The sequence below is a fragment of the Kiritimatiellia bacterium genome, from assembly GCA_026417735.1.
Classification (GTDB): domain Bacteria; phylum Verrucomicrobiota; class Kiritimatiellia; order PWTM01; family PWTM01; genus CAACVY01.
The window spans coordinates 1-25,261 of sequence record JAOACR010000012.1 but is presented as its reverse complement, the minus strand read 5'-3'; the positions used below and the strand labels follow the sequence as shown (position 1 = coordinate 25,261).

24 protein-coding genes and 1 pseudogene are annotated in these 25,261 nt (G+C 67.6%); 19 read left to right on the top strand and 6 right to left on the bottom strand.

The window, feature by feature from the left end:
- The first annotated feature begins 8 nt into the window (after positions 1-8).
- From pth to lpxD, 9 genes are read left to right on the top strand one after another with little or no spacing between them, the layout of a single operon-like run.
- Complete coding sequence (gene pth, locus N2652_06800; protein MCX7818898.1) at positions 9-593, top strand: aminoacyl-tRNA hydrolase; 585 nt, start codon at positions 9-11, stop codon at positions 591-593.
- Positions 590-919, top strand: a complete 330-nt coding sequence (rpsF, locus tag N2652_06795; protein ID MCX7818897.1) for a 30S ribosomal protein S6 — start codon at positions 590-592, stop codon at positions 917-919. Before pth ends, rpsF begins: the two co-directional genes overlap by 4 nt.
- A complete protein-coding gene (gene ssb / locus N2652_06790; GenBank protein ID MCX7818896.1) occupies positions 903-1,430 on the top strand; it encodes a single-stranded DNA-binding protein in 528 nt (175 codons plus the stop codon). Before rpsF ends, ssb begins: the two co-directional genes overlap by 17 nt.
- A gap of 45 nt (positions 1,431-1,475) precedes the next feature.
- The gene (gene rpsR, locus N2652_06785; GenBank protein ID MCX7818895.1) at positions 1,476-1,691 is read left to right on the top strand and encodes a 30S ribosomal protein S18; all 216 of its coding nucleotides are present in this window, start codon (positions 1,476-1,478) and stop codon (positions 1,689-1,691) included.
- 21 nt (positions 1,692-1,712) lie between these two features.
- Positions 1,713-2,159: a 50S ribosomal protein L9 gene (rplI, locus tag N2652_06780; GenBank protein MCX7818894.1), complete on the top strand. Its 447-nt coding sequence runs from the start codon at positions 1,713-1,715 to the stop codon at positions 2,157-2,159.
- A 6-nt stretch (positions 2,160-2,165) separates the two neighbouring features.
- Positions 2,166-3,650, top strand: a complete 1,485-nt coding sequence (gene dnaB / locus N2652_06775; protein ID MCX7818893.1) for a replicative DNA helicase — start codon at positions 2,166-2,168, stop codon at positions 3,648-3,650.
- Positions 3,647-5,944, top strand: coding sequence for an outer membrane protein assembly factor BamA (bamA, locus tag N2652_06770; GenBank protein MCX7818892.1), 2,298 nt, complete (start codon positions 3,647-3,649; stop codon positions 5,942-5,944). Before dnaB ends, bamA begins: the two co-directional genes overlap by 4 nt.
- A 24-nt stretch (positions 5,945-5,968) precedes the next feature.
- Positions 5,969-6,613: an OmpH family outer membrane protein gene (locus N2652_06765; protein MCX7818891.1), complete on the top strand. Its 645-nt coding sequence runs from the start codon at positions 5,969-5,971 to the stop codon at positions 6,611-6,613.
- Positions 6,614-6,623: 10 nt separating this feature from the next.
- Positions 6,624-7,691 (top strand): UDP-3-O-(3-hydroxymyristoyl)glucosamine N-acyltransferase, encoded by a 1,068-nt coding sequence (lpxD, locus tag N2652_06760; GenBank protein MCX7818890.1) that lies wholly within the window; start codon positions 6,624-6,626, stop codon positions 7,689-7,691.
- On the opposite strand, the gene tsaB is transcribed toward lpxD, so the two are convergent.
- Both tsaB and tsaE read right to left on the bottom strand, forming a co-directional pair.
- A complete protein-coding gene (gene tsaB, locus N2652_06755) occupies positions 7,663-8,376 on the bottom strand; it encodes a tRNA (adenosine(37)-N6)-threonylcarbamoyltransferase complex dimerization subunit type 1 TsaB (protein MCX7818889.1) in 714 nt (237 codons plus the stop codon). The two genes, lpxD and tsaB, sit on opposite strands and share 29 nt — an antisense overlap.
- The gene (gene tsaE, locus N2652_06750; GenBank protein ID MCX7818888.1) at positions 8,373-8,807 is read right to left on the bottom strand and encodes a tRNA (adenosine(37)-N6)-threonylcarbamoyltransferase complex ATPase subunit type 1 TsaE; all 435 of its coding nucleotides are present in this window, start codon (positions 8,805-8,807) and stop codon (positions 8,373-8,375) included. The genes tsaB and tsaE overlap by 4 nt, the downstream gene beginning before the upstream one ends.
- A 294-nt stretch (positions 8,808-9,101) precedes the next feature.
- Here tsaE and N2652_06745 point away from each other — a divergent pair, with 294 nt between their 5' ends.
- From N2652_06745 to deoC, 4 genes are read left to right on the top strand one after another with little or no spacing between them, the layout of a single operon-like run.
- Positions 9,102-10,289, top strand: coding sequence for a Gfo/Idh/MocA family oxidoreductase (locus N2652_06745; GenBank protein MCX7818887.1), 1,188 nt, complete (start codon positions 9,102-9,104; stop codon positions 10,287-10,289).
- Between the two features lie 24 nt (positions 10,290-10,313).
- Positions 10,314-11,231, top strand: a complete 918-nt coding sequence (locus tag N2652_06740) for a sugar phosphate isomerase/epimerase (GenBank protein ID MCX7818886.1) — start codon at positions 10,314-10,316, stop codon at positions 11,229-11,231.
- Positions 11,232-11,238: 7 nt separating this feature from the next.
- Positions 11,239-12,243, top strand: a complete 1,005-nt coding sequence (locus N2652_06735; protein ID MCX7818885.1) for an ROK family protein — start codon at positions 11,239-11,241, stop codon at positions 12,241-12,243.
- Entirely contained in the window at positions 12,240-13,025 is a 786-nt protein-coding gene (deoC, locus tag N2652_06730; GenBank protein MCX7818884.1) for a deoxyribose-phosphate aldolase, read from the top strand. The genes N2652_06735 and deoC overlap by 4 nt, the downstream gene beginning before the upstream one ends.
- Before the next feature lie 145 nt (positions 13,026-13,170).
- On the opposite strand, the gene N2652_06725 is transcribed toward deoC, so the two are convergent.
- Positions 13,171-14,403, bottom strand: a complete 1,233-nt coding sequence (locus tag N2652_06725) for a VCBS repeat-containing protein (GenBank protein ID MCX7818883.1) — start codon at positions 14,401-14,403, stop codon at positions 13,171-13,173.
- A 172-nt stretch (positions 14,404-14,575) separates the two neighbouring features.
- Positions 14,576-15,964: a sulfatase gene (locus N2652_06720; protein MCX7818882.1), complete on the bottom strand. Its 1,389-nt coding sequence runs from the start codon at positions 15,962-15,964 to the stop codon at positions 14,576-14,578.
- A gap of 391 nt (positions 15,965-16,355) precedes the next feature.
- On the opposite strand from N2652_06720, the gene N2652_06715 reads away from it, so the two are divergent.
- Positions 16,356-16,634: a DUF4032 domain-containing protein gene (locus tag N2652_06715; protein ID MCX7818881.1), complete on the top strand. Its 279-nt coding sequence runs from the start codon at positions 16,356-16,358 to the stop codon at positions 16,632-16,634.
- A gap of 13 nt (positions 16,635-16,647) precedes the next feature.
- Here N2652_06715 and N2652_06710 read toward each other — a convergent pair whose 3' ends face one another.
- Together N2652_06710 and N2652_06705 are read right to left on the bottom strand one after the other, a co-directional pair.
- The gene (locus N2652_06710; GenBank protein MCX7818880.1) at positions 16,648-17,820 is read right to left on the bottom strand and encodes a glycoside hydrolase family 57; all 1,173 of its coding nucleotides are present in this window, start codon (positions 17,818-17,820) and stop codon (positions 16,648-16,650) included.
- Positions 17,817-18,842 (bottom strand): aldo/keto reductase, encoded by a 1,026-nt coding sequence (locus N2652_06705; GenBank protein ID MCX7818879.1) that lies wholly within the window; start codon positions 18,840-18,842, stop codon positions 17,817-17,819. The genes N2652_06710 and N2652_06705 overlap by 4 nt, the downstream gene beginning before the upstream one ends.
- Before the next feature lie 161 nt (positions 18,843-19,003).
- Here N2652_06705 and N2652_06700 point away from each other — a divergent pair, with 161 nt between their 5' ends.
- The 5 genes and pseudogenes from N2652_06700 to N2652_06680 all read left to right on the top strand — a co-directional run bounded on the left by N2652_06700 (position 19,004) and on the right by N2652_06680 (position 25,236).
- On the top strand, positions 19,004-20,275 hold the full coding sequence (locus tag N2652_06700; GenBank protein ID MCX7818878.1) for a S41 family peptidase: 1,272 nt from the start codon (positions 19,004-19,006) through the stop codon (positions 20,273-20,275).
- 144 nt (positions 20,276-20,419) lie between these two features.
- Positions 20,420-22,570: an alpha-L-fucosidase gene (locus N2652_06695; GenBank protein ID MCX7818877.1), complete on the top strand. Its 2,151-nt coding sequence runs from the start codon at positions 20,420-20,422 to the stop codon at positions 22,568-22,570.
- 498 nt (positions 22,571-23,068) lie between these two features.
- Positions 23,069-24,603, top strand: a pseudogene (locus N2652_06690) (type I restriction-modification system subunit M).
- On the top strand, positions 24,600-24,899 hold the full coding sequence (locus N2652_06685) for a nucleotidyltransferase family protein (GenBank protein ID MCX7818876.1): 300 nt from the start codon (positions 24,600-24,602) through the stop codon (positions 24,897-24,899). Before N2652_06690 ends, N2652_06685 begins: the two are co-directional and overlap by 4 nt.
- Positions 24,889-25,236 (top strand): DUF86 domain-containing protein, encoded by a 348-nt coding sequence (locus N2652_06680; GenBank protein ID MCX7818875.1) that lies wholly within the window; start codon positions 24,889-24,891, stop codon positions 25,234-25,236. The genes N2652_06685 and N2652_06680 overlap by 11 nt, the downstream gene beginning before the upstream one ends.
- Positions 25,237-25,261 lie beyond the last annotated feature (25 nt).

Below are 25,261 nucleotides of genomic sequence, written 5' to 3'. Positions count from 1 at the left end.
CCGTGAAAATGGTGGTTGGACTTGGCAATCCGGGCAGCGAATATGCGGGGACGCGCCACAACGCGGGGTTTGAGGTGGTGGAACGTCTGGCGCGGCGGGTGGGGGCCGAGTGGCGCCGGAGCCGGCAGGCGCCCGCCGAGTGCGCGATCGCGGAGCTGCCGGAGGCGGGGCGGGTGCTGTTCGTGAAGCCGCTGACGTACATGAACGCCAGCGGTGAGGCAGTGGCGGCGCTCGCCCGCTGGCATCGTCTGCGCCCGTCGGAGGTGGTGGTGGTCTACGACGATGTGGACCTGCCGCTCGGCACGGTGCGGGTGCGCGCGCGCGGCAGTTCGGGCGGACACCGCGGCATGGGCTCAGTGATCGAGCAGATGGGCGACGACGGCATCGCGCGGGTGCGCATCGGCATTGGCCGTGGTCGGGGCGATCGCGACACCGTTGCGCACGTGCTGTCAAGATTTTCGGAGGAGGAGCGGCCGGTAGCGGAGGCGGCGATGGAACGGGCGGCCGCGGCGGTGGAGACGCTGTTGACGCGGGGTATTGAGCGGGCGATGAACGAATTCAACGCCGAACCGAAGGAGACACAGCAGCCGTGAGACGGTACGAAGGAATGTTTATCTTTCCTGAGCGGATGAAAGACGAGCAGCTGGATGCCGCGATTGAGACGGTGAAGACGGAGATCGAAAAGGCCGGCGGCTCGGTGACTGCGACGACGCGCTTGGGGCGTCGGACGTTTGCGCGAACGCTGAAACGAGAGACGGCGGGGCACTACGTGGTGATCACGTTCGATCTGGAACCGGAGAAGCTTCAGTCGCTCAGCGAGCGATGGCGTCTGTCGCCGGATGTGTTCCGGTTTCGCGTGTTCCGTGCGGAGGCGCCGGTGAGCGCGGGGGAGGAGGCGGAGCATGGCGTCGCTCAATAAGGTGTTTTTGATTGGGAACCTGACGAAGGATCCAGATGTCCGTCGACTCCCCAGCGGGGAAGATGTCGCGGAGATGCGCTTGGCGGTGAACCGGCGGTTTCGCGACCGGTCCGGCAAGGATCGGGAGGAAACCCTTTTCATCAACGTGGCGGTGTATGGCAACCGGGCGGCGGTGGTCGGAAAGTATCTGCGCATGGGTTCGCCGGTGCTGATCGAGGGACGACTGCGGCAGGAGGAATGGACCGACCGCGAGGGCAAGCGTCAGAGCCGCATCAGCGTGGTGGCGGAGAACTTTGAGTTTCTTGGTGGCGGGCGGGCCTCCGCCGACAGCGTGCCGGCGGATCGTGGCGGGATGACGGAGGGAGCGGAGCCGCCGGTGGCGGCGAAGTCGCCAGTTCCGCCAGAGGAGGCGGAGCGGCCGCACGACACGGGTGGTGGCGATCGGGCCACACCGTGGCGCGGTGGGGCAGAGCCCGAGGATTCTGAGGAGGACAGCAAGTTGCCGTTCTGAGAGGCGGGCGTTCGTTGACCTGCCCGGAGAGTAGAGGAGACGACCATGGCGAAACGGAACAAAAAAGCGCAGCCGCGGCGGGGCACGCGCTATCTGCAGGGGGTCACGCAGATCGACTACAAGGACTGCGAGCTGCTGAAGAAGTTCATGACCGAACGCGGCAAGATCATGCCGCGGCGGTTGTCCGGCACGACCGCGCGCCAGCAGCGGGCGATCCGGCGCGCGATCGGCCGTGCTCGCGTACTGGGGCTGCTGCCCTAGTCGGCTGCGGGAGAGGTGACGATGGATGTGATTCTGATCAAAGCGGTTGAAGGTCTGGGTGGCGAGGGCGACGTTGTTCGTGTCGCGGACGGATACGCGCGCAACTATTTGATTCCGAAAGGATTTGCGGAGGTCCTGACGCCGGCGGCCCGGCGGCGGGCGGAGCGGATCCGCGCGGCTCGCGCCGCAGAACAGGCTGCGCGGGAACAGGCGGCTCGCGAGCTCGCCCGGCGGATTGAGACGACCTCGGTCACGATTGCGGCCAGGGCGGGCGAGGGCGGCAAACTGTTTGGCGCGGTGACGAACGTGCAGATTGCAGAGGCGCTGAAACTACAGGGCATCGAGGTGGATCGTCATCTGATCGAGCTGGAGCATCCGATTCATGAAATCGGCACCTGGCGGGCGACGGTTCGTCCCGCGCCCGGTGTCGAGGCGACGCTGAAGATCTGGGTCGTCGCGGAGGAATAACGTCCGTTGCACGCGTCCACCCGCCGCGGCCGTCCGGTGCCTGCCGCCGAGGCGGTGGGGGTGCCGCCGCACAGCGAGGCGGCGGAAGTGGGGCTGCTGGGCAGTATTCTCGTGGATGGCGAACGGGTGCTGGGCGCGTGCGCGTCGCGCCGTGTGAAGCCGGATTGTTTCTACAATCCGCTTCATCGCGAGGTTTTTGAGACCGCGCTCACGCTGCACGACGAAGGACGGCCGGTCGACCTGCTCACCGTCAGTGCGCGACTCCGCGATCTCGGGCGACTGGAGGCGATCGGCGGCGACACGTTTCTGCAGGGTCTGGTTGACGCGACGCCGACTTCTGCGCACGCGGACTACTACATTGAGGTGCTTCTTCAGAAGCGTATTTTGCGCGAACTGCTGGCGCGGGCTCGCGAGGTGGAGAGTCTCTGCGTTGCTTCCGGTGATGCGGACGCCACCGACGTCTTGAACCGTGCGGAACAACTGATTTTCGGCATTCGCGATCTGAGCGTCGGCACCGCGCCCGAATGGCCGCGGGTGGTGGAAAAGGTTTCGGAGGAGATCGGCGGACTGCTGCAGGCGCGGGGGGCCCGGCGGACGGGGCTGAGCACGGGATTTCGCAACTTGGACAAGATCCTGCTGGGGCTGCAGCCCTCGGAGATGATTGTTCTGGCGGCGCGTCCCTCGGTCGGCAAGACGTCGCTGGCGATGAACATCGTCGAGAATGTCGCCACCGGGTACAACCCGCACACCGGCTATCCTCCGACCGGCCGCGTACCGCGCGCGGTCGCGGTGTTCACGCTGGAGATGTCCGCGGAAGGGATCGTGCGGAGGCTGATCTGCTCGCGCGCACGCGTGTCGTGGCGACGGATCGTGGAGGGGGTGTGCGACGCGACCGAACAGCGACGGCTCGCCTCGATTGCGAAAGAGGTCGGCGCGTTGAGCATTTTCATTGACGAGACCAGCGGGATGGACGTGAACGAGCTGCGGGCGCGTGCACGCCGGCTGGCGGCGCTGCACGGGATCGCGTTGATCGTGGTGGACTATTTGCAGCTGCTGCGGTGTCCGGAGCCGCTGCCGACGTCGCGGCAGGAGCAGATCGCGCAGGTCTCCGCGGGTCTGAAGGCGATGGCGAAGGAGCTGCGCGTGCCGGTGCTGGTGCTCAGTCAGCTCAATCGCGAGCCCGAGCGGAGCGACCGCAGTGGAGTGCCGAAGATGGCGGACCTGCGGGACTCGGGGTCGATCGAGCAGGATGCGGACGTGATCTTGCTGATGCGCCGCCCGATTCAGTATCGGCGCGATCCGCGGCACCAGGACGCTCAGGCGAATCCGGGTCTGACGGTGGTCGATGTCGCGAAGCAGCGCAACGGGATGACGGGCGAGGTGGATCTCTACTTCGACCGCGACCACACGTTGTTCTCCGATATGAAGCCGGAAGGTGCGGGGGAGGCGGACGTGCCGATCCGCCCCAGCGAGGGGAGCGCGGAAGAGTGAGTGAGGCGCGGCGGATCCGTTGGCTGCTGATTGGCGCGATGGTGCTGCCGGTTGTGGCGGGCGCACAGCTGGTGGAGCGGGTGCGCGTGGAGAGCGTCGGCGCCATCGCGGCGGATCCCGGGACGGTCCTGTCGGCGATCGAGACTCGGGAGGGGCAGCCCTATGACCCGACCCGCGCGATGCGGGACGCGAGGTCGCTGGAGCGCACGGGGCGGTTCAGTTCGGTGCGGGTGTTTGCGGAGCCCGGCTCGCGACGGGACGCGGTGGTCGTGGTGGTGGAGGTGGCGGTTCGGCCGGTGATTGAGCATCTCGAGATCACGGGAGCGGACGAGGTGGGCAACCGGCGCGTTCGGGAGTGGCTGGGACTGGGGGTGGGCGATCCGGTGGACGATGCGCTGTTGGCGGCCGGCGCGCGGCGGGTGCAGGAAGAATACGCGAAACGGTTCTATCCTCACGCGCGGGTCGCGTGGCGCATCGAACCCGGTCGCCAGCCCGGCGCGTCGCGGGTGGCGGTCACGGTCACCGAGGGAGCGCGCGCTCGGGTGGGCGCGATTGAGTTTTACGGTCCGACGGCGATCGATCCCGGCACGCTGCGGGCAAGGCTGAAGACCCGGGCGTTTCGCTGGTGGAATCCGGTCCACTGGGTGACGGGGGCGGGGCGGCTGAACGACGAGGATCTTCGGGCCGACCGCGCCGCGATTGAAGCGGCGTTCCGCGACCTCGGCTATCTCGACGTGGTGGTGCGTGGGCCGGCAATCGTGCCGGAGGGACGGGATCGCGTCCGCTTAAAATATGTCGTTGCGGAGGGGCCGTGTTACCGGCTAGGCTCGGCGGTGATCGAGGGGGTGACGCGATTTCCGACGCAGGACGTCGCGCGGTTGGTGCAGCTGACGCCGGGCGCACCGCTGGCGCAGTCCGCGCTGGACGCGGCGCGGGAGGCGATTGCGGACTACTACGGTAACCGCGGCCATGTGGGCGTGCAGGTGCGGCCGCTCATCGAGGCGGACCCGACCAGTGGCGTCGCCCACGTTCGGCTTTCGGTGCGGGAGGGTGAACCGGCGCGGATTCGGGACATTCTGATTCGCGGCAACGTGGTCACGCGCGAGGACGTGATCCGCCGCGAGCTTGTGGTGGCGCCCGGTGAGCCGTTCCACCGCGGCCGCATCCGGACCAGCGAGAACCGGATCCGGAATCTCGGGTACTTCTCGCACGTGTCGCTGACACCCCAGCCGACGGATGATCCTGCGCAGCAGGACCTGGTCGTCGAGGTGGTGGAGGATCGGATGGGCACGGCGGAGGCGGGGGTGGCGTTCTCGTCGGTGGATCGAATTGTCGGCCGGGTGGAGCTGGGCCATGGGAACGTGGACATCACCTCGTGGCCGCCGTTCGGTGGGGGTCAGAAGGCCCGCATCGGTGCGATGTTTGGCACCCGGCGCCAAGACTACTACCTGCAGTTCGTCGAGCCGTATCTGTTTGATCGGCGGCTGCGGCTGACGCTGGACCTGTACAGCCGGGAGTCGAGTTACTTCAGTGCGCTGTACGACGTCAGCCGTCGCGGCGGGCAGGTGCTGGTGGAGCATCCGCTGACGCCGTTTCTGACGCTCGGGGTTGGTTACAACCTCGAGCGTATTGCGATTTCGGACGTGCGCGAGAGTGCCAGCGAGGAGATCAAGGCCGAGGAGGGGGCGCGGCTGAAGAGCAGCGGTGAGCTGTCGTTCGCGTTCGACACGCGCGACCGGATCCGGCTGACCACGCGCGGCAACTACACGCGGCTGGCGGCCGAGCTCGCCGGCGGTCCGTTTGGCGGCGACACACAGTGGTATCGGCTGGACTTGCGTTCGCACCAGTATTTTCCGATCTGGCGCGGTCATGTGCTGCTGCTGCGCGGCCAGCTGGGAGTGATGGATGCGATTGGGGGGGAAGAGCGGGTGCCGTTGTTCGACCGCTACTTTCTGGGCGGCCTGTACACCGTTCGTGCGTTTCGGTACCGGCATATCGGGCCGGCGGACGAGACCGGCGAGCCGATCGGCGGCCGCAGCCTCGCGTTCGCGTCGGTGGAGTACACGGTGCCGATCTATAAGATGGTCCGGGCGGCGGTGTTTGTGGACGGTGGCATGGTGTGGGCCGACCCCTACACGTTTGATTTGGATTGGAACTCCGGCTACGGTCTTGGACTGCGTCTGGACATTCCGATGTTGCCGCTGCGAATCGACTACGCGTGGCAGATCGATTCCGACGAGTACAATCGGGACGACAATGGGCGGTTCAACATTTCGTTTGGCTATCCGTTCTGATGGACGGGGAAAGGGCGTGCGGGGATGACGACGAGACGGCGGGTGTTTGGCTGGGTGGTGGCGGGACTGCTGGCGGCGGGGGCGGTCGGCGCGCAGGATCGGAGGCCATCGGTCGCGTTTGTGAACCTCGACCGCTGCTTCAACGAGTACTACAAGACTCGCGTGGCGGACGCGCAGCTGAAGGCGCAGGCGCGGGAGTTTGAGGAGGAGCTGAAGAACATTGCGGGCGAGCTGGAACGGCTGCAGGGAGAGTTCAACTCGCTGCGGGAAGAGTCGCTGAACACCGCGCTCAGCGACGAGGTGCGGGCGGCGAAGCGCGCCGCGGCGGAGGAAAAGGTGCTGGCGATCCGCGAGCAGGAGGGGAGGGTGCAGAGCTTCCGCGAGCGGCGTACGAAGCAGCTGGAGGAGCAGAGCCGGCGCATGCGCCGCGGTCTGGTCGGCGAAATCAAAGAGGTGATCCAGAAATACGCACGTGACCAGGGCCTGATCGCGGTGCTCGATTCTTCCGGCACCACCTTCAACGGTGTGGAAGCGGTGTTGTACGTGGACCCGCGCAGCGACATTACCGAGGCCATTCTGCGGGAGCTGAACAAGGGCGCACCCCCCGATCTGCCTCCCCCGCCGAGCCGGGAGAGCGGCACGACGAATCGCGCCGCGTCGAACCGGTAAGTGCCGGCTTATGAGCCCGCCCGTGCTGACGGTGGCCGAGCTGGCCGCACGACTTGGCGGCGAGCTGGAGGGCGACGGCAGTGCAGTGGTGCGCGGCGTGGCCGGGCTGCGCGAGGCGCGTCCGGGCGACGTCACCTTTGTCGCCAACATGAGGTATGCAGGGTATGTCGCCTCGACGCGGGCGTCCGCGGTGATCGTGGCGCGCGCCTGGGACCGTCCATCGTCCGCCGCACTGATCCGGGTGGACAACCCGGATGCGGCGTTTGCGGCCGCCTGTGCGATGTTCGCGCCACCGCCCCCCCCGGATCCGGAGGGCATTCATCCGACGGCGGTTGTTGCGCCGAGCGCCCGGTTGGGGGCGGACGTGCGGATTGGTCCGTATGCGGTGGTCGAGGCCGGAGCGGAGATCGGCGACCGCACCGTGCTGATGGCCCACGTCTATGTCGGGCACGAGGTGGTGATCGGGCCGGACTGCCGGATCTATCCGCACGTCTCGATCCGGGAGCGGTGCCGGCTCGGCGCGCGGGTGATCGTGCACAATGGGACCGTGATCGGCAGCGACGGTTTTGGCTATGTGGCCGGTGAGGACGGCGTGCGGACGAAGATCCCGCAGCTCGGCATCGTGGAAATCGGGGACGACGTCGAGCTGGGCGCGAACGTGACGGTGGACCGCGCGCGGTTTGGCCGCACGGTGATCGGCCGCGGCGTGAAGGTGGACAACCTCGTGCAGATTGCCCACAACGTGGTGATCGGGGACCACTCCGTCATTGTGGCGCAGGTGGGAATCGCGGGCAGTGCGGTGATCGGCTCGCGAGTGATTCTGGCCGGCCAGGTCGGCGTCGCCGGTCATCTGGAAGTGGGGGACGGCGCGGTCGTTGGTGCCCAGGCGGGTGTCTCGAAGGATGTGCCCGCTGGCGCCATTGTGTTGGGCTCACCGGCGATCGCGATGGACAAGTTCAAGCGGATCCACGCCTATACGATGCGGCTGCCCGAGCTGCGGGCCGAAGTGGAGGCGCTCGGGCGCAGACTTGCGGCGCTGGAGGCGGCCCTCAAACCGCCGACCCGCCCGACGGGGTGAGACCCGATCCGGTCGCGACGGGCGGCTGCAGATAGATCGGCAGCGCCGGTGGCAGCGGCTGGCCGCGCGTCCAAAGCTCGATCGCGCGGCGCGCCAGATGGCGTGCCCGCGGCACCAGGTCTTCCGGCCACCAGCGCCCCTCCGCGGCGGTCAGCCGGGCGGCGTGCGCAAGGCGGGACCATTCTGCGGACCCGCCGCAGCCCGCCGGCGGCACCTTCGCTTCGAGCTCTGTGAGCGCGCAGAGGCTCCAGGGCGCCACCAGCTCGGCGCTGCCGTCGTCGGCGCGGCGGATCCGCCCGAACCAGGCCAGCCCCCTCCGCGCGTCGCCGGCGATGATCGCATCGTCGACCGGCACTCTCCTCAGCAACTCGTCGCCGGTCGCCAGACCGCTGTCGATGCCGATCACCGGTCGACCGAGCGGAGCCGCAAACATGTGGATCGCCGCCGTCGCGATCCGCAGGCCGCTGTACGCGCCGGGCCCGCAGCCAACCACCCACAGTTCCACCTGCGCGGGGTGCCGACCCTCCGAAAAGAGCAGCGCGCGGAGGTGCTCGAATGTGGCGCGGTTGTCGCGCGGCGGCTGTGGCCACTCGATCTCTGCGATGGTGTCGTCCTGCTCCATCCATGCGGCCGAGCCGACCGCAGCGGACAGGTCCAGCGCCACCACTGCGCGCGGTGGGCTCATTCGGGCAGCTCCATGCGGATGCGGCGCTCCGTCGGCGATGGGCCGACCCGAATCTCCACGCGGACCGCGTTCGCGGGGCACAACTCCGGTGCGCGGTCCGCCCATTCGATGATTCGAATCGCCTCCGCCGGCACGTCGTCCAGTCCGAGCGAGGCGATCTCGAGCGGATCGCGCCGCAGCCGATACAGGTCAGCGTGAATCACCGGCACGGCCCCGCGGTACTCGTGCACGAGGGTGAAGCCGGGACTGGCGACCGGCTCGGTCACCCCCAGCGCGCGGCACAGCGCCCGCGCAAAGGTGGTCTTGCCCGCACCGAGCTCGCCGAAGAGCGCGACCGTGACACCGGCCCGCAGACGGCCGGCAAGTTCCGCTGCGGCCTGGGCGGTCTCTGCGGGGCTGTTCGAGCAGCGTTCGATCACGGTGGCGCGCATCGCTGCGGTTGTACCGGCTCCGGACGGGGAAGAAAAGCGCGGTGGTGATGCGCACGGCCCATCAGCCGCGGACTTGGGTTCGCGCGCCTTCCCGTCTTCGGCCCGCGAATCGGAGATCAATCGCCGTTCCGGTGGCGGCGTCGAAGGACTCTGCAACTGGTTGGCGCCGGCGTGTGCTATGATGTGAGCGCACCGGTCCGGTCGGCACAGTTCGATCGAAACGGCCAGATCCGCGTTGAGAGAGGCGCGACGATGGCCGTGTGGGTTTGTCATGGTGGTGCCGCTGGAGGCGGAATGAAGCGATCGCTGCACGACGTGCGGGTGGGGGTGATTGGGGCCGGTTTCATCGGGCCGGTGCACGTGGAGGCGCTGAGACGCCTCGGCGTGCGAGTGAGCGCGTTGTGCGACGTGCCCGGTGTGGTGAACGCGGCGGCGTCACGACTGGGCATTCCGAAGGCCTACGGCGACCACCGGCAGCTGGTGGCGGATCCGGAGGTGGACGTCGTACACATTGCCTCGCCCAACCGCTGGCACGAGGCAATGGCGCTTGCGGCGCTGGAGGCGGGCCGGCACGTCGTTTGCGAAAAACCGCTCGCGATGACGACCCGCCAGACCGCGAGGCTCGTTCGCGAAGTGGAGGCGCGGCCGAGGCAGATTTTCGCGGTGAACTACAACTGTCGTTTCTATCCGGCGGTGCTGCAGATGCGCGAGCTGGTGCGATCGGGCGAACTCGGCCGGGTGATTCACGTGAACGGTTCCTACTTTCAGGACTGGCTGTTCAAGGAAACCGATTACAACTGGCGGTTGCTGCCGGCGGAAGGCGGGGCGTTGCGTGCGGTCGCGGACATCGGCACGCACTGGCTGGATCTGGTCTCGTTTGTGATCGGCGCTCGCGTGAGGGCGGTGATGGCGGATCTGCTGACGTTTCACTCCGTGCGTCGTCGGCCGCTGGGCGAGGTGCAGACGTTCGCGCGCGCGGCCGGCCGGGTGCGGACGGCGCCGTACCAGGTGAAGACCGAGGACTGCGGGTCCGTGCTGCTCGAATTCGAGAATGGCGCGCGCGGGAATCTGGCGGTGTCCCAGGTCGCGGCCGGCCGCAAGAACTGCCTTCGAGTGGAGATCTACGGTTCGAAGCAGTCCGTCTGGTGGTGCTCGGAGGACCCCGAGATGCTCCATCTGGGGCGGCGGGACGAGCCGAACGCGAGTGCGGTGCGGGCGACGCCCGCCTTTGGCCGCGGCGCGGCGGGATACATGGACCATCCGCCGGGACACGTGGAGGGTTTTCCGGACACGTTCAAGATGAACTTCCGGGCAATTTACAGCGCCATCCTTGACGGCCCGCCCGCCGAGCCGCTGTATGCGACCGTCCGGGACGGGCACGAGGAGGTGGCGGTGTGTGAGGCGATCCGGCGCAGCGCCGCGGTCCGCCGTTGGGTCGCGGTGCGGCGGCATGAATTCCCGGTGGAACGCCGGCGGAGCTAAAGGAAAGGAAAGGAGACGGTGATGATCCAGCTCGGATTCGTCAGTGCGATTCTGCCCGACCTCGACCTCGAGTCGGTTGCGAAGTTTGCGGCGGCGGAGGGGTTCGATTGCGTCGAACTGATGTGCTGGCCGGTGGGCCGGGCGGAACGGAAGTATGCGGGCGTCACCCACGTGGATGTGACGACGCTGACGCAGGCGCGCGCGGAGGACATTCACGGCGCACTGCAGGCGCACGGCGTGGCGATCAGCGGTCTTGGCTATTATCCGAACCCGTTGGATCCGGACCCCGAGGTCGCGAAAGCGGCGGTCGCGCATATCCGCAAGGTGATCCTCGCCGCGGAGCTGCTCGGCGTGCGGCAGATGAACACGTTTATCGGTCGCGACTGGACGAAGAGCGTGGACGAGAACTGGGCCGCGTTCCGCAAGACGTGGAAGCCGCTGGTGCAGTTCGCGGAGGACCACGGCGTGCGGATCGGCATCGAAAACTGTCCGATGTTGTTCACGCGCGACGAGTGGCCCGGCGGCAAAAACCTTGCGCACGCGCCGGCGATCTGGCGGCGGATGTTCGAGGAGATCCCGTCACGTCATTTCGGGCTGAACTACGATCCTTCCCATTTGGTCTGGCAGCACATGGACTGGCTGGCGCCGCTGCGCGAGTTTCGTGAGCGGTTGTTCCACATTCACGCGAAGGACGTTCGGATCCGGCGCGACCGGCTGAACGAGGTCGGCATCCTGGCGACGCCGCTGCAGTACCACGAGCCGTGCATTCCGGGATTGGGGGAGATTGACTGGGGACGGTTCGTCGGCGAGCTGATGTCGGTCGGCTACGAGGGGCCGGTGTGCATCGAGGTGGAAGACGACGCGTTCGGGAAGTCGCTGGAGGGACGACAGCGGGCGTTGCGGACCGCGGCGCGGCATCTTCGCAATTTCATCCAGCGCTGAGGCGGCGATGCGGGAGGTGTGGGCGGGCGCGGACCTCGGCGGCACGACGATTGGCGTCGCGGTCGCAACCGCCGAGGGCGAGGTGCTTGCGGAGAGGTGCGCACCGACCTGCGCGTACGAGGGGCCGCGCCGCGTGGTGGAACGAATTGCGGACCTGCTGGAGCAGACGGTACGCGAGGCGGGCGTGCGCCCCGTCGCGCTCGGTCTGGGCGTGCCGGGGCTGGCGGACGTGAACGCCGGAGTGACGCGTTTCCTGCCGAATTTGCCGACTCAGTGGCGGGATTTGCCGGTGTCGGCGTGGCTGGCGGAGCGGCTCGGCTGCCCAGTGCATCTGCTCAACGACGTTCGCATCGCGACGCTGGGCGAACTGGTGTTCGGCTGGGGGCGGGGGCGCGATCGTCCGACGATGGCGATGTTTGCGATTGGGACCGGTATCGGGGGTGGGGTGGTGGTGGAGGGTGTGTTGCGGCTCGGCCCGCTGGGTGCGGCGGGAGAGCTCGGTCACCAAACGGTGGTGCCCGACGGTCCACCGTGTGGATGTGGCAGTCGGGGTTGTCTGGAGACGGTGGCCAGCGGCCCGGCGATTCGCGCGGAGGGGGTGCGGCTGGTCGCGTCGGGTCTGGCGCCGCGGCTGGCGGAGATCACGGGGGGCGACGTGGGCCGGATCACGCCGGAAACGATGGCCGCTGCCGCCAGGGAGGGCGACGAGCTGGTCGCGCGGGCGATTGAGCGCGCCGCGCGGTGGCTTGGCATCGGCGTCGCCAACATCGTCACCGCGTTGCATCCCGACTTGGTCGTGCTCGGCGGTGGAGTGGCCGGGATGGGCGCGCAACTGCTCGAACCGTTGCGCGATGAGGTGCGGCGGCGGGTGCGCATGTTTCCGGTGGATACGGTGCAGATCGAGCTCAGCCGTCTCGGCGGACGTGCCGGAATGCTTGGAGGTGTTGCGTTGGCGATGGCCGGCGGCGCGCGCGGGTTGTGCGCGCGAATGCAGGGGGAGGCCCAGCGATGACGATCCACTACGACGAGCTGGCGAAAATGATCGATCACTCTCTGCTGCATCCCACGCTGACGGACCGTGAAATCGAGGAGGGCTGCCGAGTGGCCGCGCGATATCGCGTCGCGTCGGTCTGTGTGAAACCCTACGCGGTGCGCCGCTGTGTGGAACTGCTGCGCGGGACCGGCGTGCGTGTGGGATGCGTGGTGGGATTTCCGCACGGAAGCTCCACGACGGAGGTGAAGCGTTACGAAACCGAGATCGCTTGTCGCGACGGCGCGGAAGAAGTGGACATGGTCATCAACATCGGGAAGGCGCTCAGCGGCGACTGGGCCTATGTCGAGGCCGATGTCCGCGCGGTGTGTGACGAGGCGCATCGCCACGGCGCAAAGGTGAAAGTGATCCTCGAGACCGACTTTCTGCACGGGGGTGGCGCGGGTCTGGACGGCGACGGGCTGAAGCGGCGGCTGTGCGAGATCGCGGAACGGGCGGGGGCGGATTGGGTGAAAACCTCGACGGGGTACGGCTTTGTGAAACAATCCGACGGTTCCTACAGCTATCGCGGAGCCACAGAGCACGATCTGCGGCTGATGCGCGCGGCCTGTTCCGAACGTGTTCAGGTGAAGGCGGCGGGCGGTGTTCGCGATCTGGACGGGCTGATTCGTGTTCGACAACTTGGGGCGACGCGCTGCGGCGCAACTGCGACCGCCGCAATGCTCGACGAGTTTCGCCGACGCGAAGCGGTGGGCGAACCGATCGAGCGGCCGTCCGGCGCCGTAGGCGGCGACGGTTACTGACGCGTTCGGGCCCCTGGTGCCGGGGTGAGGGGGCTGTTTCGTTACCGCCGACTGATCCGACGGCACCGGTCCCCGCTGCGATTCCAGCCCGACGGCGTTTCGTTCCCCTTACAGTGTCGGCCCGGTTTCGGCGTGTTCGGCAGCGCTATCGTGGTGGTTGCGAGGGTGGCGAGCCGAGGTTCAGCCAAATGTCGAGGCGCGGCGTGTCGAAGTTGAAGGGCTTGTTCACGATGTCGGGGCGGCCGTCGCCGTTGACGTCCGCGATGCGGCCCTCGTGAAAGCCGATGCCGCTGCTCAACACGGTGGTGAAAAAACCGCCCTGCCCGTCGCCGTACAGGATCCATGCGGTGGCGTTGGGATGGTCGGGCTCGGAGCGCCGGATGTTCCACTTCGCCATTTCGGCGCAGAGGATGTCGAGATGACCGTCCCCGTTGATGTCTGCGATGTCGAGTGTGTGGCCGTGGATCACCGTGCGGCCGTCGAGCAGCGCGCGCCGGCGCCAGGAGGCGGGGTCGAGCGGGTCGCCGTCACACTCGATGAAGAGGAGCGGTCCGTCTCCATCGCCGGGCGCAGCGACGATCTGCGCAATGGGCCCCGGCCGGAACCGACCTGCCCGGATGCGACCCGGCTGATCGGCGATCCGCACCGGTCGCAGCCGGCCGGCGCCGTCCGCATGAAACCACCAGACGCCGCCCAGCAGGTCGATTCGGCCGTCGCCGTCAACGTCGGCGGTGGCCAGCCCTTCGGGTTTGACGGTCAATGGCGTGGTGGAGGCGTCGAATAGCTCCCGCAGGGGCCACGGCCCCGCGGTGCGGGGATCGGGCGGCGGTTCGGCGAGGAAGAGGCGACGGCTGCCCTGGTTCCAAAAAATGACCTGTGGCCGTCCCGCGCCGAGCAGATCCGCGGCGACCTGGTCATGGTGTCCCTTTGCGCCGCCGCGTTTGAGGATTCTTCGTGCCCATCGCTGCTGCGGCGGAGCGCCCGCACCGGGGTTTTCGTACCAGACGACCTCATCGCTGCGCCAGTCGCCGCCGAGCACGAGGTCGAGATCGGCGTCGCCGTCGAGGTCGGCCGCCGCGCCACCGGCCTCGACGGGGCGAGCGGTGTCATCGATGACGAAGCGATCCCAGCCGCTGCCATTCCAGCGGATACCGATGACCGACGGTGCGCGAGTTCGTTCGGCGATGACGATGTCGGCGGCGCCGTCCCCATTGAAGTCGGCCGTCACACAGGCGGTCTGCTCGGGCCCGCCGTTGGGTAGCGGCAGCTCGCCGCGCCGGCTGCTCAGGTGACGCCACGCGACGGCCGGCGGTGCGGCGCGGGCCACCCAGAGGGTGCTGAAGACGATGAGCAAGCACGCAAGCGATCGTGAGTTCATGGCTCGGACCTCTCTGGTACGGCGGTTCGTTCCATCGCCCCCATCATCTGCGTGCGGCATGGCCGGCGGCAAGCGAGGTGCGGCGCATTCGCGGAGGGACGTGCTCCAACGGTTGGACGGGAGGGGTGAGGGGGCGTCCAATCCTTGGAAAGGCAGAGGGGGGCGCCTGCGTTCAGTTGGCGGGGCGTGGCGCGCGGCGCCGCGGCCGCTGAGGCAGCGCTTCCTTCGGAGATGGCCATCGCGGTGGTACCAGTTCAGCGTTCCAGCGTTCCCACCGGCCACGCAGCGCGGCCACATCCGCAGGCCTCTCCGCCGCAAGATTCCGCGTTTCGCCGGGGTCGCTCGCCAAGTCGTAGAGTTCCGGCACTGCGGCTTTGCCTTGCCCCAGCAGGAGCTTCAGGGGCCCCGAGCGAATGGCCCACGGTTGGCTGCCCCCTTGGCGCCAGAGCAACGCCTCGTGAGGGGGTCCTTTCCGCTCCCCGAGGAGGTAGGGCATCAGGTTCACGCCGTCGATCGGCCGATCCGCCGGCATGGCCGCGCCCGCCAGCACCGCCATCGTGACGGGGAGGTCAAGACAGATCACAGGTTCCTCGTAGACGGCGCCGGCGGGCAAACGTCCCGGGAACGAGAGCACGAACGGAACGCGGATTCCGCCCTCGTAGACCGTGCCTTTCGCGCCGCGCAGGATGCCATTCGAGGAGGCGTTGGCGTGGGGCGGGCCGCCGTTGTCGGAAAGGAACATCACCAGCGTGTTCGACTCGGTTCCGGTGCGGCGCAGCGCATCCAGCACCCGACCGATTTGCTCATCCATCACCGACACCATTGCGGCGTAGGTGCGGCGTTTGGGGTCCGCGATGGAGGCGAACCGTGCCTCGACGTCGGGGGGCGCCTCCAGTGGCGTGTGGGGAGCGTTGAAGGCGAGGTAGAGAAAAAACGGTCGCGCCGCATGGCGCTCGATGAAGGCGGTGGCCTCGCGGCCGAGCGCGCGGGTGAGGTAGTCGGTTTCCTTCACCGGTTCTTGGTTGCGCAGGAGTCGCGAGGCGTACTCCGTGGCGCCGACCCATTTCTCGGGCAGGTAGTGATGGCCTCCGCCGAGAAAGCCGAACATCTCGTCGAACCCACGCACGAGGGGATGGAACGGCGGCGCGGCGCCCAGGTGCCACTTGCCGACGAGCCCACACACGTAGCCGCGCGGCCGCAGAACGTCTGCGATGGTGACCTCGTTGGTCGGCAGGCCGACGGTTGGATCGTCGGGCAGGTAGGCCGGATTCATCTCGTGACCGAACCGCTGCTGGTAGCGGCCGGTCATCAGCGCGGCGCGGGTGGGGGAGCAGAACGAGTGGGAGACATAACCCTGTGAACAGCGCACCCCGGAGGCCGCAAGCCGGTCGAGATGGGGGGTGGGGATGTCGCGACAACCGTGGAAGCCGACGTCTGCGTAGCCGAGATCGTCGGCGATGATCAGCACGAAGTTCGGTGGCTGCAATGCGCCCGCCGTTTGGACGGCGAGCCATGCCAGCACGACGCAGATCGCCCTTCGGGCCGAACTGATATCCCGCATCGTCAGGTCCTCCGCAAAAGGGACAGTCACCCGCACCGACCCGCACCGGATTCGGTCTCCGGGACTGCCAGCCGGAAGGGTGGCGCAAACCGCGACCAGCCATACGACGGGGGATGGCCCGACATATTGTGGGCACGTGGAAATGACGCGTCGCTGGCGCGCCGGCCGGCGGTGTTGCGAGCGTGCCTTGAGACCAGAGGTCATCGTGTGCGGCGGCCCAAGCTAGGTCGTGATGCCGGAGACCGTGGGGCCGGCATCCGCGCGAGGGCGGCGGGTGGAGAGCGCTCGCGGCTCCCCGGCGGCACGGCGTGTAATGCCGCCAGCGAGGTCGAGAGGGCCGGCTTTGATTTGCGTTCAGCAGGGGTGTAGATTTGATTTGGTGATCGCGGCGATGGACGCGTTTGGTTGCAAGAATTTTCGAGAGTACCTGCTCGCGCAGCGTCGGCGGCTCGACGAGGCGCTGGCGGAAAACAAGTGGTACTTGAGCGAGCGCGCGGGGCGGGACGTCGGGATGGCGGCCGCGAAGGAAGATTTTCTCAAACACCATTTCGAGCGGGTGGCCCGCCAGTTTCGCGCGTGGTACTGCGGGGTCGAATGCCGTCTGCGGGCGAGCTGCGAGCTGGCGGTCGGACAAGACCCTCTGCCGCCTGCGGCGGGCTGCGGGCGCTGAGGCGGGCGGCGCTCTACTCCAGGCCTGCGAGGCGCTCGAGTGCCGCGTCCAGGTCGGCGTGACAGCGTCCGAGCCAGGCATCGCCCCAGAAAAAGTTGCAGCTGGTCTCGGCGCGCAGTAGGCGCCAACGTGCCTCTTCGATCCGGCTGCGCGCGGCGTCGGTGGGTGAGAGCCGTTCCTCGGCGCGACGGATGCGGGCGGACACCTCGTGCACCCGTCGCCATGCGGCCTGCTGCGCTTCGGAGCCGGTCCACTGTACGAAGCCGATGCCGCTGTGCTCGCCGGTGTTCCACGCGCCGGCGCGGACGATGACCTCGCCGTATACGCCGAACCGCTCGATGTACTCGTGAATAAAGGCGGGGCGCAGATCTTCGATCTGGCCTGACCGGATGCCTTCCATCAGCGGTGCGTGACAGCGGTCCCAGAAGGTCTCGCCCGGCGTAAGATTTCGGAACCAGCCGCCGTTTTCGCCGTCAGTCGCGGTGATGACGAGCGGCTCGAAATCGCAGTGGCGGGTCCGTTCGCGCACCTCGCGCAGGAACCAGGAGGGCTCCATGCCGGACTCCTGCGCAATGGAGAGATCGCGGTCGCGGACGACCACGATGATCTGTCGTCCCCCGTGGCGGGCGATGTGGGGGCGGTAGCGGAGCGCCGGCCAGCTCATCGGGGTCTTCGCAACGACGTGTTCGGAATCCACGATGCAGTACCGGTAGCCGGCGGCTGCCAGCACCGGGATTAGTTCCATCGAGAATCCGAGCTCGGGCGGCCAGAATCCCGAGAAGGTCTCGCGCCAGAAGAGGTGTCGGCCGATGCCCTGCCATCGTCGCACCTGCTCCTCGCGGTCAGGCGGCGGGATGAGCGGCAGCACGGGGTGGTAGTAACCGGTGCCCAGGATGTCGATGATGCGGGTGTTCTGCAGATACCACAGCAGATCGCCGAGCCGGACGATGCCGTAGACCTCAGACTGGAACGACGGGTCCGAGAGTGTTTCCAGCAGTGTGCCCGACAGCGACAGGTGCACCTTCGCGATGTCCTCGTAGCGCCACAGCGAGCGCGGGATGCGGTCGTAGGCGCAGAGAATCTGGCGCACCTCCCAGGGGTCGGTGGCGAGCATCGAGGCGAGGTTGCCGGCTGGCTGGTGCAGGTTCAGCACCAGCGCGTGATGAATGGTGCGCGGGCCGCTCATGCCGCCCCGCCGCCCCGGGCGGCCGCCTGTCGGCGCCGGTGGATGCTGCAGCCGTAGTCGCCGGTTTTATAGGCTTCGAGCCGGGCGTCCGCGTTGCGACCGTCCACGCGCGCCAGCAGCGCGCGGGTCTCTTCGACCGTCATTGGCCGAAACTCGCGGGCGATCGCCAGGTCCTGCCGAAGCTGGTCCATCGTCTGAATCCCGCACACCAGCGAGGCGATCGGCAGCGAGAGCGAGTAGCGCCGGCATTCCGCTGCGGTCACGCCCAGCTCGCGCACGAAGCGGCCGTTCTGCGCGCCGAGCGCTTTCATCCCGAGCGCCGCGATGCCGCGCCGGACAACCACCGGCAGCACCGCCGTCTGGAAGCTGAGATGCTGGGGATCCACCAGGTTGAGCGGCATCAGCACCGCGTCCCACTCGAAGGGGGCGCCGGCGCGTGCGGTGCGCTCGAGCATCGCGAGATGGAACTTCGGATCCTTGTGGCCGGTGAAGCCGATGTACCGCACGCGCCCGGCCGTTCGGGCCTCGATCGCGGCCCGCACCGCGCCGCGCTCCGCGTCGAAGATCAAATCGGGATCCTCGTCCCACCGGATACCGTGAAACATCCACAGATCGATCCGGTCGGTGCGGAGCCGCCGCAGGCTGTCTTCGAGGTTCGCGCGCGCGTCCTCGTACGTGCGGCCGCAGACCTTCGTCATCAGAAAGACGCGGTCGCGTCGGCCACCCTCCAGCGCGCGGCCCATCAGTTCCTCGGAGCGGCCGTTGTGGTACTCCCAACAGTTGTCGAAGAAGGTGAGTCCCTCGTCGATCGCGGCATGCATGATGGCGATCGCGGTGGCGTCGTCGGCGCGGCCGATGTCCCAGCCGCCGAGCGCGAGGATGGGGATCGTTTCGTTGTGGCGGCCGAACTTGCGTCGGGGCACACCGCCGGTGCCGCCGGTTTGAGCGGCGATCAGCTGCCGTGCGAGCGCGAACCCCGTCGCGGCCGCTGCCAAAATCTCGCGGCGCGTCCACAGGTTCATCACACACCTCCGTGTTCTCTGGGCACTATCGCGCCACTTCCCTTCGTCGACAAGCTCCACCGGGGTGGGGAGTTGAGCCGACCCGTGTTTCCGGCTAGTGTTCCGGCGCTCCGCAGCGAGGTTCTGAACCGGTGAATGTGGTGCGCCGGGGATCCCGCACGATGAGACGAAGGCGCTGGCCATGGTGGTCCGGTGTGTGCGCGGCCGCGTTGCTCGGCGCCGGGGCGCACGCGGAGTCCGCCTTGCCGCCGTCGCTCCCCCCCGAGTGCGCAGAGACGCTGCCGCACCCGTTGGACCGCCTGCTGCAGGTGGCGGCGGCGATCGGCCGGGTGGCGGAGAGCAATGCGGTGCTCGAACGGGCGCTGCGCGAGGCGGCGCGTGCGGTGGATCCCGCTGCCGAGGTGGTGCGGGAAGCGGAACGCGAGTCATTTCTGCTGAAGCGGCGCGGCCACGAATGGGGGCTTGGCATCCGGACGGAGGTATCGAACGGCCAGCATGTGGTCGTCGCGGTGGTGCCGGGAGGGCCGGCGGACGGTCGTCTGCGACCGGGCGATGTGCTGGACCGTGTGGCCGGTCGTTTTGTGACGGGCGTGGCAGCGGCGGAATGGGCGGGGTGGATTGCGCGAGCGACCGGCGGGATCGAGGTGGTGGTGATGCGACCGCCGCAGCGGGAGCCGATGACGTTCGCGGTGAAACCGGGCTGGGTTGCGCCGGAGGCGGTCAGAGTGGAGCTGCTGCCGCGCGGAGTGGGCCTGGTGCAGGTTGGGGAGCTTCGCGAGGGCGTTGCGGCGCGGGTGCTGGGAGCATGGAACCTAGCGTCCACGGCCGGAGCACCCGGCGTGGTGCTCGATCTACGGCGCGCTGGCGGGTTTGACCTCTCGGAGGCGGCGCGCATCGCGGCGGCGGCGCGGCCCGGACGCCCGCAGCTTTTCCGGCTGGAGGCGCAATGGCCCACCGGCGCGTGCACGGTGGTCGGCTCTGCGGAATCTCCGGTTTCGCACCCGGTGCCGCTGGCGCTGCTGGTTGGCCCCGACACGCGCGACGCCGCCGAGGCGCTTGCGGCGGCGCTGGCGGATGGGGGGGCGCCGGTGATCCGGATCGGTGCGCCGACCGCCGGCTCGCTCTGCCGGTACGATCTGGTGCCGCTCGCCCGCGATTTCTTCGTCTGGCTGCCTGTTCGGCGGTTGCGGTTGGACGGCGTGGAGGTTGACGCGCCGTTGAAGCCCGACATCGAGGTGGGCGCCGCGGTCAGAGCCGGCGCGACGCCGGTCCTGCCATCGGCGAATTTGAACCCACGCCGGCGTTCGTCATCAGAGGAGGAGGAGGACATAAAACTGCGGCGACGCGTGGCGGGCGATAGGCAGCTCGAATACGCGGTGGATCTCCTGCTGACTCTGCGCGCGCTGGGAGTTCGACATGATCTGCGGCGCTGAAACCGGCCGAGCACCGCGGTGGAGCGTCGGCGGTTGCCCGTCGCACACGTACGGGTCACGAGCGTGCAAGGTGTCGCCGCGGGGCGCGATGGCCGGCGCTCGCGATCCAGCTGGGAACCCGAACAAACAGGAGGAACCCACGCGATGACCATGCGGCTCAACCGTCGTGATTGGCTGCGCTCGGCGGGGATGCTGGCGGTGCTGGCCCGCGTCCGTACCGGCGGTGCGCAGACATCCGCAGTGTCCTCGGTGGCGTCGGGACCGTCTGGGTTGCGATTGTGGCATGACGGCCGGTTCCACACGATGCCGCGCCGCCCGTGGAGGAAGATTCACCTCGATTTTCACAACTCCGAACACGTGCCGCGGATCGGCGCGGACTTCGACGAGGACGCGTGGGGCGAGCAGCTCGTCGCGGCGAACGTGGACTCCATCGTGGTGTTCGCGAAGGACATGCACGGCTACTGCTACTGGCCGAGCGAGACCGGACCCGTGCATCCGGGTTTGAAGTTTGACCTGCTCGGCGCGCAGGTGCGCGCCTGTCGGAAACGCGGCATTGCGGTGTACGCGTACTACTGCACCGGATGGGATCATCACCTGGCGAAAACGCGGCCCGCCTGGCGGATGATCAAGCGGGACGGCACGGACTACATGCCCAAGCGCGGCGAAACGCCCGGCTGGACGGCGCTGTGCTTCGCGAACGCGGAGTTTCGGGAGTGGATGGACCGCCACATTCGCGAGTTTGTCGGGCGCTACGAGCTCGACGGCGTGTGGTTCGACGTGGCCGCGCCGATTGCGCCGGAGTGCTTCTGCGCGGAGTGCCAGCGGCAGATCCGTGAGGGGGGAGGGGATCCGAACAACGCGGTCGCCCAGCGCGAGCACAAACATCGACTGTTCCTCGACTGGCATCGGCACGCCCGCGACCTCGTGCGCTCGATCCGCCCGGGTTGCCAGGTGGACTTCAACGACATTGGTTTGGCGTGCGTCGCGGCACGGGCGGAGCTGCTGGACAACATTGACATCGAGGCGCTGCCGACGGGGGGGTGGGGCTATTTCTATGCGCCGATGCAGATTCGCTACCAGCGCAACTTCGGCGTGCCGGTGTACGGCATGACGGGCCGGTTCGTCACTAGCTGGGCGGACTTCGGCGGGCTGAAGACGGTGCCGCAGCTGGACGTGGAGCTGGCCTCGATCGTTGCGAACGCGGCGCGCTGCGACGTGGGCGACCAGATGTCGCCGAACGGCCGGTTGGACCCGGCCGTCTACCATGTGATCGGGCGTTCGTTCGGCCGCATCCGCAAGTTGGAGCCATGGCTGGAGGGGGCGGCGCCGGTGACCGAGGCGGCGATGATGATCCCGGCGATTCCCTTCGATCGCCTGCGGGACGACTACCTCTATGGCGTCACCAAGCTGCTGTTGGAATCGAGGCGCCAGTTCGATGTGGTCGAGCCGGTGCAGGAATGGGAGCGATATGGTCTGGTGGTGCTGCCCGATGCGTTCCGGCCCGACGCCGCGCTGGTGGAGCGGCTGCGCCGCTACGTCGAGGGGGGAGGTGCGCTGGTGGTGTGTGGCGAGGCGGGCGTTCTGGCCGGCGGCCAGGAGTCTTGGCTGGCTCCGCTGGGGCTGCGATTCGAGGGTGCCAGCGAGTTCAAACCGTCCTACATGGTGCCGCGCGTGGCGTTCGCGGGCGATCTGCCCGTCTATGAGTACGCGCTGTACGAGGGTGCGGGACGGTGGCGGGTCGAGGCACCGGCCGAGTCGCTGGCGGATCTCGGGGTGCCGCTGTTTCAGCGCAGCGCGGCGAAGTACACGAGCCATCGCCAGACGCCGTTCGAGCGCGTCACCGAGTTCAGCGTTGCGGCGGTGTCCGGGCGGGTGGGGCTGATCGGCTTCCCCATCGGCGCCGCCTACTATCGGACCGGCTACTGGATTTACCGCGCACTGTTCGAGCACGTACTGGGCCGGGTTCGGCCGGAGCGACTGCTCCAAACCGATGCGCCACTGGCCACGGAGTTCACCGTCACCCGTCAGGCCCCAGCCGACGGCCGAGATGAGCGATGGATGGTCCACATCGTCAACTGGTCGCCCGACCGCAAGGCGCCGCCACATCCTGAGTTTCACGATTCGCCGTCACCGCTGCGAGATGTGCGCGTGCGGGTCGCGCTGCCGTTGGAGCGCGTGAGGGCGCACTTGGTGGTGGCGGACCGGCCGCTCGAGGCGCGGCGCGAGCGGGGTGCGTGGGAGGTGGTGGTGCCCCGCGTGGACATTCACGAGATCGTCGCCTTCGAACCGGCCTGACGTTGCTCGCTTGCGGACGAGGCGGAGTCCGACCTGGCCGCCGGACTGCGGACCATGCCCCGAGGGGGGGATGGCATGCCGCGGAGAGGGGGCGGCCGGCTGAGCCCGTTTTTCCGCGACGCCTTCCTCCGCTCGTTCGGCGGCAACGCTCCGACGAAGCCGGAATGCGTCTTCCGTGCCAGGCCTCAGGTGCGGAGAAAACCGCGCGTGCCAGTGGCAGAGGTCGGCGCTGGTCGCCCACCCGGGGGAGAGGTCGTGTTTGGTTTCGCTGCGATTTTGACAGTTGGGCGCACTCCGCAACGTGGTCGGTTCCCCGTTTGGAGCCCGCCAAGCGGTCGGCGGCCGGGCACGGTCCCCAACGGCCTCGCACATCGAAGCGCCGAGGCGGCGGGATTGACGAAGGATGCGGTGGCGAATCACACTCACGACGAAGGGAGCAGGACTGGGATGATGGATCTCGCGACTCTTGAATCCTGGCTTTGAAATGCAGCCTGCGCCATTCGCGGGCCGGTGGATGCGCCCAAGTTCAAGGACTACATCCTGCCGCTGATCTTCCTTAAGCGCCTCTCGGACGTATTCGACGACGAAATCGCCCGCCTTTCAGCGCAATTCGGCAACGAGAAGACCGTGCGCTCGCTGCTGGACCAAGAGCGGGCACGTGGCCAGGTGCAGTTGGTGCGGTTCTACGTTCCGCAAAACGCCCGCTGGGATGCGATTCGCCGTCAGACCACAGGCCTTGGTCAATACCTGACCGAGGTCGTGCGCTCGGTCGCACGCGAAAATCCGCGGCTTGCCGGCGTGATTGACAGGTGGATTTCAACGCCACCGCGGCTGGTCAGTGCATTTTTTCGGATGAACACCTCGCCGCGCTGATCCAGGTGCTCTCGCGGCATCGCTTAGGACTGAAGGACGTGGAACCCGACGTGCTTGGCCGTGCCTACGAGTACCTGCTGCGCAAATTCGCCGAGGGTCAGGGGCAATCCGCTGGTGAGTTCTACACCCCGCGCGAGGTTGGCGTGCTGATGGCGAGGCTATTGGAGCCAGAGCCCGGCATGACGGTTTACGACCCTGCTTGCGGGTCAGGTGGCTTGCTCATCAAGTGCCATCTGCGTCTCCTTGAGCGATACGGGAAACAGGAAAACGGTCGGCTGAAGCTGCCGACTGCGGTTGCCCCGTTGCGCGTCTTTGGGCAGGAGATCAACCCGGCCACCTTCGCCATGGCGCGCATGAACGCCGTCATCCACGACATTGAGGCGGACATCCGCATCGGCGACACCATGCGCCAGCCCGCTTTCAAGGACCGCGCCGGGGCCCTGCAAACCTTCGACCTGGTGGTGGCGAATCCGATGTGGAACCAGAAGTTCCCGCAGGAGCTCTACGAAAACGACCCCTACGAGCGCTTCCGCTACGGCGCCCCACCCAGCTCGTCTGCCGATTGGGGCTGGTTGCAGCACATGCTTGCCTCGCTCAATGAGCGCGGGCGCATGGCGGTTGTGCTCGACACGGGTGCCGTTTCGCGCGGCAGCGGCAACCAGGGCTCCAACCGCGAGCGCGACATCCGTAAAGCGTTCGTGGAAGCCGATCTCATCGAGGCGGTCATCTTGCTCCCGGAGAACCTCTTCTACAACACTACCGCGCCGGGCGTGATCATCGTCGTCAACCGCCGCAAGCGCCACCCAGGCCAAATCTTGCTCATCAACGCCAGCCAGCTCTTCGCCAAGGGTAGACCCAAGAACTACCTGACGGATGAGCACATCGAGACCATTGCCAGCATCTACCATGCGTGGGGCGATCCCGCGGGGGCGAATCGCAATTCGCCCCTACACGCCATCATCACCCGCGAGGAGGCGGCGCGCAATGACTACAACCTCTCGCCCAGCCGCTATGTGAGCATCAACGGCAGCGAAGAAGTGCTGCCGTTGGAGGAAGCACTCGTGCGACTGGAGGAAGCGGAAGAAGAACGCGCCGAAGCTGAACGCGCGTTACGGGAAGTGTTATTTCAACTCGGGCTTAAGACGGAGGAGGCAGAATGAAGCCTGCCATTGCTCTCCCGGAGGCAGAATTGAAAGACTTTTGCCGCCGCTATCGGGTGCGGCAACTCTCCCTGTTCGGCTCCGTGCTTCGGGAGGATTTCAATCTGCAGAGCGACGTAGACGTCTTGGTGGAGTTCGAGCCTGATGTCACCGTGGGGTTCCTGACGCTTGCCCGGATGGCACGCGAACTCTCTGCCCTCTTGGGGCGAGCGGTGGACCTCGTGCCGCGCAGCGGCCTCAAACCCGCGATTCGGGAAGCCGTGCTGAAGGAAGAGAAGGTGATCTATGCGGCCTGAGCGCCTGTACCTGAACGATATCCTCGAGGCCGCTGATGCCATTGCTCGCTTCTTGCACGGCGTAAGCGAAGCGCAGTTTATGCAGGACGAACTACGGCAAAGCGCTGTGTTGCAGAAACTCATCGTCATCGGTGAAGCGGCCGCGCGCTTACCCAGGGCGTTCACCGAGAGACACCCCGAAATCCCGTGGCCAGACATCGTGGCTTTCCGCAACATCGCAGTGCATGAGTACTTCGCCGTTGATTGGCGCATCGTCTGGGTCACAGCCACGCAGGAGGTGCCGCTACTGCAAAGCCAGATTGCGCATCTGGTAGAGAGGTTGAGCGATGAGCCATGAACCAAACACCCTGCCCGACGGCTAC

Coding starts and splice junctions, on each gene's coding strand:
- tsaB (MCX7818889.1), bottom strand. CDS start 8,376: ATGAGCCCACCGCGCGCAGTGGTGGCGCTGGACCTGTCCGCTGCGGTC.
- ssb (MCX7818896.1), top strand. CDS start 903: ATGGCGTCGCTCAATAAGGTGTTTTTGATTGGGAACCTGACGAAGGAT.
- N2652_06680 (MCX7818875.1), top strand. CDS start 24,889: ATGCGGCCTGAGCGCCTGTACCTGAACGATATCCTCGAGGCCGCTGAT.
- N2652_06700 (MCX7818878.1), top strand. CDS start 19,004: ATGAGACGAAGGCGCTGGCCATGGTGGTCCGGTGTGTGCGCGGCCGCG.
- N2652_06735 (MCX7818885.1), top strand. CDS start 11,239: ATGCGGGAGGTGTGGGCGGGCGCGGACCTCGGCGGCACGACGATTGGC.
- pth (MCX7818898.1), top strand. CDS start 9: ATGGTGGTTGGACTTGGCAATCCGGGCAGCGAATATGCGGGGACGCGC.
- N2652_06745 (MCX7818887.1), top strand. CDS start 9,102: ATGAAGCGATCGCTGCACGACGTGCGGGTGGGGGTGATTGGGGCCGGT.
- N2652_06710 (MCX7818880.1), bottom strand. CDS start 17,820: ATGAGCGGCCCGCGCACCATTCATCACGCGCTGGTGCTGAACCTGCAC.
- N2652_06685 (MCX7818876.1), top strand. CDS start 24,600: ATGAAGCCTGCCATTGCTCTCCCGGAGGCAGAATTGAAAGACTTTTGC.
- rpsR (MCX7818895.1), top strand. CDS start 1,476: ATGGCGAAACGGAACAAAAAAGCGCAGCCGCGGCGGGGCACGCGCTAT.
- N2652_06695 (MCX7818877.1), top strand. CDS start 20,420: ATGACCATGCGGCTCAACCGTCGTGATTGGCTGCGCTCGGCGGGGATG.
- deoC (MCX7818884.1), top strand. CDS start 12,240: ATGACGATCCACTACGACGAGCTGGCGAAAATGATCGATCACTCTCTG.
- N2652_06705 (MCX7818879.1), bottom strand. CDS start 18,842: ATGAACCTGTGGACGCGCCGCGAGATTTTGGCAGCGGCCGCGACGGGG.
- N2652_06725 (MCX7818883.1), bottom strand. CDS start 14,403: ATGAACTCACGATCGCTTGCGTGCTTGCTCATCGTCTTCAGCACCCTC.
- N2652_06715 (MCX7818881.1), top strand. CDS start 16,356: ATGGACGCGTTTGGTTGCAAGAATTTTCGAGAGTACCTGCTCGCGCAG.
- rplI (MCX7818894.1), top strand. CDS start 1,713: ATGGATGTGATTCTGATCAAAGCGGTTGAAGGTCTGGGTGGCGAGGGC.
- N2652_06765 (MCX7818891.1), top strand. CDS start 5,969: ATGACGACGAGACGGCGGGTGTTTGGCTGGGTGGTGGCGGGACTGCTG.
- tsaE (MCX7818888.1), bottom strand. CDS start 8,807: ATGCGCGCCACCGTGATCGAACGCTGCTCGAACAGCCCCGCAGAGACC.
- N2652_06720 (MCX7818882.1), bottom strand. CDS start 15,964: ATGCGGGATATCAGTTCGGCCCGAAGGGCGATCTGCGTCGTGCTGGCA.
- lpxD (MCX7818890.1), top strand. CDS start 6,624: ATGAGCCCGCCCGTGCTGACGGTGGCCGAGCTGGCCGCACGACTTGGC.